A 12,241-nucleotide genomic window follows, 5' to 3' on the forward strand; every position below is an offset into this window, starting at 1 on the left:
CTCCCACTAAGCTATTGCCGCGTCTCATTAATCGATCAATCTACTCGAATACACCCGATGTTTGTGAACATCATTCAGATAATCTCCGTCTCGATTTCATCCAGCTCTTTGAAATCCGAATCTCCTGAATACAGCACATCGCAGTCGGTCATCACCGCGATGGCGAGGTGAATCGCGTCGGCGTACGACAGTTCGCGCTCGCCGCGCTGGTAGTATTTCTCGCGGAGCCGTGCGGCGGTCAGCGCGGCCTCGGTCGTTATCGGCGCGATCTCCAGTTCGTCGAATCGCTGGATGATCTCCACGACCCGGTCGGCGCGCTCGGCATCGTATTTCTGTCCGATCCGATACCGGACTTCCATCAGAACGGTGGGTGCGAGCACGGCTCCCCTCTCGGAAATTCGTTCGATGACCGCCTCGGCATCGCGCCAGCGCTCGTCCTCAGCGAAGAACTCGATCCAGACCCAGCTATCGAGAAATATCACTCGAACGTGCTCCACTGGCGCTTCGACTCGCGCTGCATGCTCTCGATGTCCGTCCCGCTGAAACGGATCTCCTCGCGGAGGTCCCGGAGCTCGTCCAGCGGAGCGTCCTCTTTCCGGAGCCGAACCGTCCCATCCGCCGCGAGCTCGAACGAAACCGTCTCGCCGCGTTCGAGACCGAGGCGCTCGCGAATCTCCTTCGGAACGGTGATCTGTCCCTTACTTGTGACCGTCGCTTCGTGCGTAACGCTCATCCTTACGACTATTCGTGTTCACGGAATTTCATTCTTTTCCTTACTGATTGGCACATCCGCTCCAAGGCTATGCTGGGAGCACATTCTCACTCTTGCAGGCAGAATAGTGATATTCCGATACACGAATTCATGTGTATGAATGGCACGACAGTCGTCCTGGGGTGGGACGGACTCGACCGGACTCTGGTCGAGGAGTACGACCTCGCCGAGGCGTTCGGACCACACTACTCGGCGCTCGAAACGTTCGAGAACCCCGTTCTCGGCAAGCCACACACCTACGAGCTCTGGCCCTCGATCATCACCGGTCGACGACCGGACGAACACGGCGTTCACGCGGCCACCGACGACGATCCCTCCCACCCCGCACTCGAAACGGCTCGGCGGCGGGTGCGCGATCTCGCCCCGCGACGGCTCGACGCGGCGTTCGACCGACGGTTCGGCAGTCGCGGCGCGGAACTCGGTTTGCTCTCGGCGGAGCACTACCGACGGCGCGGGATTTCGACGGTGTTCGACGGTCGTGCGGCCCGCCCGATCGCGATCCCGAACTACCGCGTGCCGCGCGATTACGCCCTCGACATCGTCTTCGACAGGGGCGAGCAGTTCGGGCGCTTTCTCGCGGCGGGCGAGCGGGGGACGGAGAGTCCAGCGCTCGCGGCATCGGTGCCGCGGCTCGAAGAGCGACTGGCCGGCGAGGCGACCCGCAAACTGGGGATCGTCCGGGCGGCGCTCCAGCGCGAGTACGACCTGCTGTTCGTCTGGCTCGGCTTCGTCGACACCGTGGGTCATCTCGCGCCGATCGCCGGCGCGGTGGATCCGGGCTGGCAGGAGCGTACGTACCGGCTGGCTGCCGACTGGACACGCGAACTGCGCGCGGCGCTCGACGCGGACGATCGACTGCTCTGTGTCTCCGATCACGGCATCCGCGAGGGCCACCACACCCCCGACGCGTTCGTCGGCTCGACCCACGAGACGGTTCCCGATATCGCGGACTCCGTGCTCGACGTCCGTGCGGCCATCGATCAGGTGACGCCGACCGGCGGCGACGTGGCCGAGCCGGAGCTCAAAGCGGCTCACCGGACGGACGAGCGTGTGCGTGTTCGCACGGCTGCGGACGTCGAGGAACAGCTCGACGGGCTCGGCTATCTCTGAGGCTGGCCGATGGCGCGGTCGTCGCTAGCCTTTTACCTTCACTCTCGCAATCGGGGCCATGGTCACCGTCCGGGCCCCGGCGACGAGCGCCAATCTCGGGAGTGGCTTCGACGTCTTCGGCGTCGCACTCTCGCGCCCGGCCGATATCGTCCGCGTCGCGAAGGCCGACGAGACGACGATCGAGGTCACGGGAACCGGCAGCGAGTACATCCCCGAAGACCCGGAGAAGAACACGGTCGGGGCGGTCGCGGCGGCGCTCGACGCACCGGCCCGCATCGAGATCGACAAGGGCATCCGGCCGGCCTCGGGACTCGGCTCGTCGGCGGCGAGCGCCGCGGCCGCCGCGGTCGCGCTCGACGAACTCTACGATCGTGGCCACACGCGCGAGGAACTCGTCCCGATCGCCGCGGAGGGCGAGGCGGTCGTCTCGGGCACCGCCCACGCCGACAACGTCGCCCCCTCCATTCTGGGTGGGTTCACTGTCGCCACCGACGAGGGTGTCACGCGCGTCGACACCTCGCTCCCGCTCGTGGTCTGCCTGCCCGAGACCGTCGTCTCGACGCGCGACGCGCGCCGGGTGGTGCCCGAGGAGGTGACGATGGACGAGCAGGTAGAGACCGTCGGCAAGGCCGCGACCCTCGCGGTCGGGATGTGTCGCGGCGATCCCGAGCTCGTCGGGCGCGGGATGGACGATTCGGTCGTGACGCCCGCGCGCGCGGCGCTGATCGACGGCTACACGGCGGTGCGCGAGGACGCGTTTGCGGCGGGTGCCACGGGCGTCACGGTAAGTGGTGCCGGTCCGGCGGTACTCGCGACCTGCCGGGCGAACGATCGGCGGGCGGTCGGCAGCGCGATGCTCGACGCGTTCGCCGACGCCGGCATCGAGGCGCGCGTCTATCGGTCGCGGGTCGGCCAGGGCGCGACCCTGCACTAGGGACGAGTTCTCGTCACTCCGCTGGCGGCGTCGAGCGCTTCTGTAAGTTGCTGATTCACCCGCTCGGGTTCCGGAACGTTCGAGAGGGTGATGTCCATCGTGTCCGAGCCGGCGGTGTAGATCGTGATGTCGCCATAGGAGAACAGTCGTTCGGTCACCGACTGGCTGAACGTCGTGTTCTGGACGCGATCGAGGCGTATCTGGGCGACGCTCTGGTTGAGGACGCCGGTCTTGCGGTAGATCTCCTCGCTCGTGAGGACGTACTGCGTGCTCACCAGCGAGACGTAGGCCCACGCGACGACGGCGATCCCCAGTGGGATGCCCAGCAGGGGGAACCAGCGGATCGATGGGTCGGTGAGAACGGTCGTGAGAGCGATCCCGGCGATCGCGAGCGCGAGGGCGACGACAGCCGACGGGGTGACGAGCCGGAGGCTCGGGTGGCCCTGCCAGAGGACGTCCTCGCCCTCGGTGAGCGTCACCCAGTCGGGAACGTCGGTCCGTGTCATGTGGGTCGCTACTTCCGCGGCTCGCATATATCTCCGGTGTCACGAGGCGAAGCGTATATGCCAATTCGTACTAAACAGTTAGTTAGATATGGCTAACACAGTGACGACTCCACGACCGCAGCGGGTACGGTTCGGGGGAGGCGGATCGACGGCGCGTGATCGGTGGATCGGCGGCGACCGGCGTGGCCGGAACGAACACGATCGGACCTCTCACTCCGAACGGGTGCGTCGGCTGTGAGCGGCGTCGTCGACTCGCTGCGGAGCGTCTCGTTCCGCGAACTGCTCACCTATCTCGGTCCTGGATTCCTGATCAGCGTCGCGTACATGGATCCCGGCAACTGGGCGACGAACATCTCCGGCGGTGCGAAGTACGGGCCGGCGCTGCTGTGGGTCATCGTGCTCGCCAGCCTGATGGCGATGGGCATCCAGATCATCGCGGCGAAACTCGGCATCGCGACCGGGAAAGGCATCGCCCAGCTCTGTCGCGAGCGCTTGCCCACTCGGGTCGTCTGGCTGCTCTGGGCCGCCGCCGAGCTGGCGATGATCGCGACGGACATGGCCGAGATCATCGGCGCGGCCATCGGCTTCAGCCTCGTCTTCTCGATCCCGCTGCCCGCCGGCGCGGTGCTCGCGGGTGCGGCCTCGTTCGCGCTGCTCGGCGTGCGGACGATCCACGACCGCGGCTATCGCTGGGTCGAGTTCGTCATCATGGCTCTGGTGGGTATCATCGCGCTCGGATTCGTCTTCGAGATGCTGCTCGCCCGGCCGACGGCCGCCGAGATCGGACGCGGGCTGGTGCCGTCGATCCCCGGGCCGGATGCCCTGTACGTCGCCATCGGCATCCTCGGTGCGACGGTGATGCCCCACTCGATCTATCTCCACCCCTACATCGTTCAGGACCGGCGGACGAAACTGATGGCAACCGAGGGCGATACCGAGGGGGTCCACCGGCGACACTTCCTGTTCGAGTCGGTCGACACCGTGCTCGCGCTCTCGGGGGCGATGTTCGTCAACGCCGCGATGTTGATCGTCGCGGCCGCCGCCCTGCAGGGGACGGGGATCAGCACGCTTCAGGACGCCTATATCACGCTGCAGAACGTCTTCGGCGCGAGTTCGAGCACGGTCTTCGGCATTGCGCTCATCGCCGCCGGGCTCTCCTCGTCGCTCGTGGCGACGATGGCCGGTCAGACCGTGATGGACGGCTTTCTCGACCTCCAGATCAACGTCTGGCTCCGGCGCTCGGTGACGCTGCTCCCGAGTCTCGCGGTCGTCATCGCTGGCTTCGATCCCACGAGCGTACTCGTCGCCTCACAGGTCGCGCTGAGCTTCGAACTCCCGTTCGTGTTGATCCCGCTGCTGTGGTTCACGCGCGAGGAGGGACTGATGCGGTCGTTCAAGAACCGGACGAGCACGACGACGGTGCTCGGCGTGATCATCGCGCTGATCGTCGTGCTCAACATCTGGCTCATCTACACCGAACTGTTCGGTTGAGGCGGACGGAGCGGTGCGGTTGTGACCGCTGTGCGGTGGCGGCGGTGCGGCAGCGGCTGCCGTGCGGTTGCGGTGGCAGTCCTGGCGGATGAAGGGCGAACGAGCGACTGGAAGGAGCGAGTGAGGGCTTCGGCGGAAGGCGGTGCTGTGCGGGTTGCGGGGTGGTTGCGGAACGCATCAGTCGCCCGACCGCGAACGAGCCGTAGGCGAGTGAGCGGGCCGAGGAACCCCCGAGCGAAGCGAGGGGGGAGGGGGGGGGGTGACGCTGGCTTTTGGTCCAGCTTTTGCGAGGGAGCGAACGAAGTGAGCGACCGTAGCAAAAGCTGGTCCCGTAAATGTTTAGCCCGGTGGCACGCTACGCGCCGCATGGCGGACTGTCCACTCGCCGACGAATGCCCCAGTTTTTCCGAGCGGGTCGCGGGAATGGGATGTCAACACTACGGCAACCGAGGCGGTGCGGAGTGGTGTAACCACTACAGCCAGCCCATCCGCGAACTGAAATCCCAGCCCGTCACCGTCGGCGAGGAGCTCGTCGTCACCGTCGAGGACATGCACGAGAGCGGGGCGGGCGTCGGCCGCACCGAGGACGGGTTCATCGTCTTCGTCGACGGCGTCCTGCCCGACGCGCGCTCGCGGGTGAAGATCACGAAGGTGCGCTCGAACCACGCGCGGGCGGACGAACTCGAACGGCTGCCGATGGACGACGAGGGCGAAGCCGAAGACGGGGCAGACGAGGACGACGGCGAGGTCGATGACGAAAGTGATGCGGACGACGAGACGGGCGGGCGGCCGAAGCATCGCCAGCGGCTCGGCAGCCGCGAGAACTTCTGGGGCGGGTAGGCCGGACTGGACAGTCCGATGGCCGACGAGGCGGACGACGTCGTATCGCGGATCGGGTTCGATCCGGCGACCAGCGTACTCACGCGCCGCCAGGCGACGGTGTTGGCGCTGCGTGAGCGCGGGCTGAAACAGCGAACGATCGCCGAGCGTCTCGATACCTCACGGGCGAACGTCGCCGGCATCGAATCGAGTGCGCGGGAAAACGTCGCGCATGCCCGCGAGACCGTGGCATTCGTCGACGCGCTCGAAGCACCGGTCCGCGTTCCAGTAGCCGCCGAGACCGATCTCTACGACGTTCCTCAGCAGATCTACGACGCCTGCGACGAGGCCGGCGTGAAGGTGAACTACACGGCACCGGAGCTGCTGAACGCCATCGGCGAGCGGGCCGGTGGAGCGGTGCGCGGCCGCGAGGTCCGAGAGCCGTTGCTGGTGAGCGTCACCCGCGAGGGTGAGGTGCGAGTGCGCCACGACGGGACGACCCGAGAACAGGAGCTATAGGCCGGGCGCGTGTCGAGCCGCTATGGATCTCGAACTCGACGACAACGCAGCACTCGTCACGGCGAGTACGAGCGGGCTCGGACTCGCGAGTGCCGAAGCGCTCGCCGCGGCGGGGGTGAACGTCGCCATCTGTGGACGGAGTGCCGACAAACTCGACGCGGCGCGCGAAACCGTCGCGGCGGCGGGAGCAGGCGACGTGCTCGCGATCGAGGCGGACATCACCGACGGCGACGACATCGATCGGCTCGTCGACGAGACGGTTGCGGAATTCGGCGGGCTCGATCACCTCGTTACGTCGGCCGGCGGCCCGCCGAGTGGGCCATTCCTGGACACCGCCGAAGAGGAGTGGTACGCGGCCTACGATCTGCTGGTGATGAGCGTCGTCCGGACGCTGACGGCGGCCCACCCGCATCTCGAAGAAAGCGACGCCGGCACGTGGGTCGCCATCACCTCGACGAGCGTCGCGGAACCGATCGAGGGACTCGTTCTGTCGAACGCGGTCCGGCGCGGCGTCACGGGCGTGGTCGATACCGTCGCACGGGAGTTCGCGCCCGACATCCGGGCGAACGCCGTGCTGCCGGGCAGTCACGAGACGCCGCGGATCGAGGAGCTCGTCGAGGCCGGCGTCGAGCGCGGCGAGTACGACAGTTACGAAGAGGGACTGGCCGACTGGTCCGACGGTATCCCGCTCGAACGGGTCGGCGATCCGCGCGAACTCGGTGACGCGGTGGCGTTCCTGTCGAGCGCGCGGGCGAGTTTCATCACCGGAACGGCGCTGCCGGTCGACGGCGGCACGCTGCGCGGGTGATGCGCACGATCTTATCGTGGAGCGGTGGCAAGGATGCATCGTACGCGCTCGACGAAATGCGACGGGCTGAGGACGTCACCGTCGAGGGAGTGCTGACGACGATCGCGGCCGAGACCGGCAGGAGCAGTATGCACGGCGTGCGCCGCGAGTTGTACGAGCGCCAGGCCGCGGCAGTAGGGTTGCCGATCGAGTTCGTCGAACTCCCGACCGACCCGACGAACGAGGCCTACGAGCGGGCGATGGCTGCGGCCATCGAGAACTATACGGACCGGGGCATCGAGCGCATCGCCTTCGCCGACCTCCTGCTCGACGACATCCGAGCCTATCGCGAGGAGCAGCTCTCGGATACCGATCTCGACGGCTACTGGCCGCTCTGGGGTCGGGACACGGCATCGCTCGCGGCCGATTTCGCCGACCGATTCGAAGCGACGGTCGTCTCCGTCGACGGCGACCTGTTCGACCGCTCGTTCGCCGGTCGGACGTTCGATGCGGAGTTCCTCACGGATCTCCCCGACGAGGTCGATCCCTGTGGCGAGAACGGCGAGTTCCACACGTTCGTCCGGGATGGACCGATTTTCGGCGAGCCGGTGGACGCGACGATCGGTGAGACGGTCACGCGACCCGTCGGCGACGGCGAATTTCACTACTGTGAGCTACTGACGCCGAACGAACCCGCTCCGTGAGCGGTGGCCGTGGTCGTTTTTGCGGTTGCGGAGCGGTTGGCGCGCGCTTGCGCTCGTGTGCGAACGAAGTGAGCACCGAGCGCGAACACTGTGCGAGGGATGAGCGAGTGAGTGAAACGAACGAGCGAATCGGTTGGGGAGGTATGTGGGCTGTTGCGGTGTGTAGCGGGTAGTCTGTATCCGCGCGAACGGAGTGAGCGCGGTTCACTGCGAACGAGCAACGCGAGTGAGCAGGAGTTTTTAGTCCAGGTTTTTCAAGGAGTGGTCGGCGAACGACGTGAGCCGACCCGACGCAGAAAAAAGTGGATCACCAGGTTTCGACGGTGCCTTCGCGCACGTCTTCGAGACAGCCCTCGCAGTCGGGATGGCCCGCTTCGAAGCAGTCGGGTTCGTAGCCGTCGAGGACGACGGTGCGCTTTTGCGCGTAGCGCCGGCAGACGATGCGGGCGTGTTCGTCGTATGGGCCATCGCTGTCGGCGCGGGTCTGGCCGTCGCTGTAGGCACGTTTCGATTCGGCATACCGTCGGCCCGCGGCGCGCGCCGTCGAGTGGAGAAAGCGCACGATCGAACCGTCGTCGCTCATGGAAGTCGATTGGACGGCGCGCTACAAAGACTCGTCGCCATCCCGAATCACTTTCACTCCGTTCGCACAAGTTTTTATACCATCGCGCGCCAACCAGCGATTGTCTCCCATCGAAAACAACGCGGAGACAGGACATCCAATGACGGACGTACAACAGCACGCGACCGAGATACACGAGCAGTTTTCCGATACACTGGATATCAGCGTCGAGGAGGTCGAGGAGCGCCTCGAAACGCTGGTCAACGAGTACAGAGTGCCCGCCGAGGAGGCTCGTCGGAGCGTCACGAGCAGCTACCTCGACAAGGCGGACATGGATCGCGAGGAGCTGGGCGGCGACAGCGAGGAGCGCACGATCGAGAGCATCGAAGTGCCCGAGCAGTGGGTCGATCTCACCGTCGAGGTACTCCAGCTCTGGGAGCCGATGAGCGAGTCGGTCGCACAGGTCGGCCTGCTCGGCGACGAGACGGGCACGATCAAGTTCACCGCGTGGGCGACGTCGGATCTCCCCGAACTCGACGAAGGCGGCACCTATCGACTCGAAAATCTCGTGACCGACGAGTACGAGGGTCGATTTTCGGTCAAACTCAATCGGACCACGAGCATCGAGGAGATCGACGAGGAGATCGACGTACCGGAGTCGGGCGGGACGAGCGAGGAGCGCGAGATCGCCGAGATCGACACGCCCGAGGAGTGGGTCGATCTGACGGCGAAAGTGACCCAGCTCTGGGAGCCACGGAGCGAGTCGATCGCACAGGTCGGACTGCTCGGTGATCCTTCGGGAACGATCAAGTTCACCAAGTGGGCCACCTCCGACCTGCCCGAACTCGACGAGGGTGGCGTCTACCGGCTCGAAAACCTCGTGACCGACGAGTACGAGGGACGGTTCTCGGTCAAACTCAATCGCACGACGGGTATCGAGGAGCTCGACGAGGAGATCGAGGTCGGCGACGACGCGATCGCCGTGGAGGGTGCGCTCGTCGACATCCAGCGCGGGAGCGGGCTCATCAAGCGCTGCCCCGAGGACGATTGTACGCGCGTGCTCCAGAACGGGCGCTGTTCGGAGCACGGCGAGGTCGAGGGCGAGTTCGATCTCCGCGTCAAGGCGGTCATCGACGACGGCAACGAGGTCCACGAGACGATCTTCAATCAGGAGGCGACCGAGGAGCTCACCGACATCACCCTCGACGAGGCCAAGGAGATGGCGATGGACGCGCTCGATACGACCGTGGTTGCCGACGAGATCCGGGGCGACGTTCTCGGGAGCTACTACCGCGTCGAGGGGCCGACGCTCGGGCGGTACGTGCTCGCCAACGAATTCGAACTGTTGGGCGGGCCGACCGATGCCGAGGAGACGCTGATCAAAGCGAGGTCGCTCTGATGAGTGGTGCCCCCACCCGCGAGGTCGCCCAGCGCGTCTTCGCCCGCGAGTTCAGCGACGGTAGCGACACGTTCAAGGAGAGCGACGAGGAGCGCGCGCCGGTCTATCTCCTCCTGCCAACGGGCGAGCGCGCCAATCGGATCTTCTTCGTCGGCACGCTGACCGAGACCGAGGACGTCGGCTCGGATTCGGAGTACTGGCAGGGGCGCGTGGTCGACCCGACCGGGACCTTCTACGTCTATGCCGGCCAGTATCAGCCCGAGGCCGCGAGCGCACTCCGGGAGATCGAGCCCCCGGCGTACGTCGCGGTGGCGGGCAAGCCGCGGACCTACGAGACCGACGACGGCGACACGAACGTCGCCGTCCGGCCGGAGTCGATCACGGTCGTGGACGCCGCCACGCGCGATCGCTGGGTGGTCGAGACCGCCGAGCGCACGATCGAACGGCTCCAGGCCTTCGAGGACGAGACCAACGAGTACGCCCGGATGGCCGAGGAGCGCTACGACCTCCCCCTGGAAAACTACCGCCGTGAGGCGGTGTCGGCGCTCGAAAGCCTCGAAGAGGACGACGCGGTCGCCACCGAGAGCGACTGATCGCCGGCGCTCGTCGTTCGATCGTCTGACGAAGACCTAAGTTCGCGGAGGCGTAACTCGGCGTCGAGATGGGCAACAAGAACAAGACGATCTCCTTTCGCGTCAACGAGGACGCCTTCGAGACGCTGCGCGAGATCGCCGAGGAGCGCGACATCTCGCTGTCGGCGGTCTTCCGGAACTACGTCGAGATGCTGGTTGCCCACGACGGACAGGTGGAGGTCGTCCCCGAGCACGAGGTCGACGACGGCGACGTGGAGACGTCGAGCTTCCCGCCGAAGGTCGAGGTTCCCAAAAGCTACGTTCGCGAGCACGAGCGCCTCGAACTCGAAGCCGACCATCTCCGCGACCAGCTCGACGAACATCGCCGGTACGTCACCCAGCTGAGCCAGCGCCTGGACGAGGAGGACGACGGCGAGGACGTGATCCAGCTCGAAGAACTCGACGGCGAGGACGAGGAAGAGCCGTATCGACTCGGTTAGAGCAGGTCGCGTTTTCGCTCGCCTACTCGCCGTTCCATCTCCCGATTTCTCTCGACGCTCGCGAGGTCCTCCATCGCGTCGAGCGTGCGCACCGAGTTGTCGAGAAAGGAGAGGACGTCGCCCGGATAGGCGGTCACGAGATAGTCGTCGCTCATGATGTCGACGATCGCCTCCGCGCCGAGTCCGCCCGCGCGGAGATCGAGCAGATACTGGACGAACTTGCGCTCGGGGTGGCCACAGTAGGGGTTCGACTCGCAGTCGCAGTCGAGGAAGTCCTCGGCGAAGTCGAGCACGCGCTCCTGGGTTGCGTCGTCGAGTTTCGAGAGACCCTCGCCCGAGTAGAGCAGGTCGAGGGTCGCGCCGCTGAACGCGCTTCTGGGAATGCGCGTTTCGAGCTGCGAGCCGATCCGGCGGTGGTTCTTGACGTAGATCTTGTCCGTAATGGCCACGCTTGTCGAGTGTTGGTACGAGAGCGCCAAAAGCCTCGCGGACCGATCGGCGGGAGTCGTAACGTACTTTATTCGCGCCCGAATAGGGACGAGTGCGTGTCCGGGTTGGGGTAATGGTTATCCTTCAGCCTTGTGGAGGCTGAGAAGCGGGTTCGATTCTCGCACCCGGACTATGTAATTTTTCTTACACTATCTCGGTGCTTCTCTCACAGTCGCTACGAAGACGGTCGGATTGGGCGTAGATTCATATCCGATGGCAGGAGGATCGGATGCTATGCCCTTCGAGTGTCCGACGTGCCCGTCTGCGTTCGACACCAGACGAGGGCTTGGTGTGCATCACAGCCTCGTTCACGACGAGCGGCTACCGAATAGGGAATGTGCTAGCTGCGGTGAGGAGTTCTACTGTTCGTACGCGAAAAAATACTGCTCTGACGAATGCCGGTATGGCAATATGTCGTTCGAGGACGAAGCAAATCCGAACTATCGGGGCGGAAAGGAGCAGACGGTTTGTCGGATCTGTGGTGCCGAGTTCGATTACTATCCGTCCGAGAAACGGGGTCTCTACTGCCCCGACTGTGTCGAAAACGGATCGTGGCAACACTCTCCGGACGTTGACGGTCCGAGCAATCCTCAATGGAACGGCGGGAAGGTCGAGCGGAAATGTGAGATCTGTGATATTATTATCGAACGATATCCGAGCGACTTTACAGGCGACGTGGCCGTGTGTAGCGAAGAATGCCGTCGAACTTGGCTGTCCCGAGCGTTCACCGGTTCCGGCCATCCAAACTGGAAGGGTGGTGGCAACGAGTCGTACGGAACGGGATGGCGTCGCGTGCGGAAACGAGCGCTGGAGCGCGACGACTACGCCTGTGTCCGCTGTTCGAGAACGAAGGAGGAACTCGGACGCAACCCTGATGTCCATCACATCGTACCTGTTCGGACGTTCGCGGAATCAGATGCTCACGAGAAAGCAGACGCACACTTCCTCGAAAACGTCGCATCCCTCTGTATCGCATGCCACCGCAAAGCAGAGTTCGGGAAGATATCGAAAACGGTGCTTCGATCGTTGATTGCGGATTGATCTCCGCGTGGCCCCATACCCCAGAAGCTAACAACG

At 65.0% G+C, this 12,241-nt stretch carries 16 protein-coding genes and 1 pseudogene; 12 read left to right on the forward strand and 5 right to left on the reverse strand.

Translation table 11 applies throughout. The features are described 5' to 3' along the window. Positions 1 to 74 precede the first annotated feature (74 nt). Positions 75 to 482 carry a type II toxin-antitoxin system VapC family toxin gene (locus MUK72_RS02645; RefSeq protein ID WP_244703632.1) on the reverse strand — a complete coding sequence of 136 codons (408 nt, stop codon included), beginning with the start codon at positions 480 to 482 and terminating at the stop codon, positions 75 to 77. Then, positions 479 to 733, reverse strand: a complete 255-nt coding sequence (locus MUK72_RS02650; RefSeq protein ID WP_244703635.1) for an AbrB/MazE/SpoVT family DNA-binding domain-containing protein — start codon at positions 731 to 733, stop codon at positions 479 to 481. Before MUK72_RS02650 ends, MUK72_RS02645 begins: the two co-directional genes overlap by 4 nt. Before the next feature lie 135 nt (positions 734 to 868). Between MUK72_RS02650 and MUK72_RS02655 the strand changes: the two genes are divergently transcribed. Both MUK72_RS02655 and MUK72_RS02660 read left to right on the forward strand, forming a co-directional pair. Then, positions 869 to 1,882 (forward strand): alkaline phosphatase family protein, encoded by a 1,014-nt coding sequence (locus MUK72_RS02655; RefSeq protein WP_244703639.1) that lies wholly within the window; start codon positions 869 to 871, stop codon positions 1,880 to 1,882. 58 nt (positions 1,883 to 1,940) lie between these two features. Continuing rightward, positions 1,941 to 2,816, forward strand: coding sequence for a homoserine kinase (locus tag MUK72_RS02660; protein ID WP_244703642.1), 876 nt, complete (start codon positions 1,941 to 1,943; stop codon positions 2,814 to 2,816). Here the strand turns inward: MUK72_RS02660 and MUK72_RS02665 are convergent. Further along, positions 2,813 to 3,322 carry a PH domain-containing protein gene (locus MUK72_RS02665; protein WP_244703651.1) on the reverse strand — a complete coding sequence of 170 codons (510 nt, stop codon included), beginning with the start codon at positions 3,320 to 3,322 and terminating at the stop codon, positions 2,813 to 2,815. The two genes, MUK72_RS02660 and MUK72_RS02665, sit on opposite strands and share 4 nt — an antisense overlap. A 234-nt stretch (positions 3,323 to 3,556) precedes the next feature. On the opposite strand from MUK72_RS02665, the gene MUK72_RS02670 reads away from it, so the two are divergent. From MUK72_RS02670 to MUK72_RS02690, 5 genes are all read left to right on the forward strand, one after another. Beyond that, positions 3,557 to 4,813 carry an Nramp family divalent metal transporter gene (locus MUK72_RS02670; RefSeq protein WP_244703653.1) on the forward strand — a complete coding sequence of 419 codons (1,257 nt, stop codon included), beginning with the start codon at positions 3,557 to 3,559 and terminating at the stop codon, positions 4,811 to 4,813. Between the two features lie 366 nt (positions 4,814 to 5,179). Beyond that, positions 5,180 to 5,653: a TRAM domain-containing protein gene (locus MUK72_RS02675; protein WP_244703655.1), complete on the forward strand. Its 474-nt coding sequence runs from the start codon at positions 5,180 to 5,182 to the stop codon at positions 5,651 to 5,653. Positions 5,654 to 5,671: 18 nt separating this feature from the next. Next, positions 5,672 to 6,151: a Tfx family DNA-binding protein gene (locus MUK72_RS02680; protein ID WP_244703657.1), complete on the forward strand. Its 480-nt coding sequence runs from the start codon at positions 5,672 to 5,674 to the stop codon at positions 6,149 to 6,151. 22 nt (positions 6,152 to 6,173) lie between these two features. After that, positions 6,174 to 6,959, forward strand: a complete 786-nt coding sequence (locus tag MUK72_RS02685; protein WP_244703658.1) for an SDR family oxidoreductase — start codon at positions 6,174 to 6,176, stop codon at positions 6,957 to 6,959. Beyond that, positions 6,959 to 7,642 carry an adenine nucleotide alpha hydrolase gene (locus MUK72_RS02690; protein ID WP_244703660.1) on the forward strand — a complete coding sequence of 228 codons (684 nt, stop codon included), beginning with the start codon at positions 6,959 to 6,961 and terminating at the stop codon, positions 7,640 to 7,642. Before MUK72_RS02685 ends, MUK72_RS02690 begins: the two co-directional genes overlap by 1 nt. A gap of 307 nt (positions 7,643 to 7,949) precedes the next feature. Here the strand turns inward: MUK72_RS02690 and MUK72_RS02695 are convergent, their stop codons facing one another. Further along, positions 7,950 to 8,225, reverse strand: coding sequence for a DUF7091 family protein (locus tag MUK72_RS02695; RefSeq protein ID WP_004054052.1), 276 nt, complete (start codon positions 8,223 to 8,225; stop codon positions 7,950 to 7,952). Positions 8,226 to 8,364: 139 nt separating this feature from the next. On the opposite strand from MUK72_RS02695, the pseudogene MUK72_RS20410 reads away from it, so the two are divergent. The 4 genes and pseudogenes from MUK72_RS20410 to MUK72_RS02710 form a co-directional block, all read left to right on the forward strand. Beyond that, positions 8,365 to 8,547: pseudogene (locus MUK72_RS20410) on the forward strand (replication protein A); the annotation flags it as partial. A gap of 150 nt (positions 8,548 to 8,697) precedes the next feature. Beyond that, on the forward strand, positions 8,698 to 9,603 hold the full coding sequence (locus MUK72_RS02700; RefSeq protein ID WP_425311081.1) for a replication protein A: 906 nt from the start codon (positions 8,698 to 8,700) through the stop codon (positions 9,601 to 9,603). After that, the gene (locus MUK72_RS02705; protein ID WP_244703661.1) at positions 9,603 to 10,196 is read left to right on the forward strand and encodes an RPA family protein; all 594 of its coding nucleotides are present in this window, start codon (positions 9,603 to 9,605) and stop codon (positions 10,194 to 10,196) included. The genes MUK72_RS02700 and MUK72_RS02705 overlap by 1 nt, the downstream gene beginning before the upstream one ends. A gap of 68 nt (positions 10,197 to 10,264) precedes the next feature. Next, positions 10,265 to 10,675 carry a DUF8146 domain-containing protein gene (locus tag MUK72_RS02710; protein ID WP_244703663.1) on the forward strand — a complete coding sequence of 137 codons (411 nt, stop codon included), beginning with the start codon at positions 10,265 to 10,267 and terminating at the stop codon, positions 10,673 to 10,675. Here MUK72_RS02710 and MUK72_RS02715 read toward each other — a convergent pair. Then, complete coding sequence (locus MUK72_RS02715) at positions 10,672 to 11,124, reverse strand: DUF5814 domain-containing protein (protein WP_244703665.1); 453 nt, start codon at positions 11,122 to 11,124, stop codon at positions 10,672 to 10,674. The two genes, MUK72_RS02710 and MUK72_RS02715, sit on opposite strands and share 4 nt — an antisense overlap. 451 nt (positions 11,125 to 11,575) lie before the next feature. On the opposite strand from MUK72_RS02715, the gene MUK72_RS02720 reads away from it, so the two are divergent. After that, entirely contained in the window at positions 11,576 to 12,205 is a 630-nt protein-coding gene (locus MUK72_RS02720; protein ID WP_244703668.1) for an HNH endonuclease, read from the forward strand. Positions 12,206 to 12,241: the final 36 nt, after the last annotated feature.

The sequence above is a fragment of the Halococcus dombrowskii genome (genome assembly GCF_022870485.1).
Taxonomy (GTDB): Archaea; Halobacteriota; Halobacteria; order Halobacteriales; family Halococcaceae; genus Halococcus; species Halococcus morrhuae.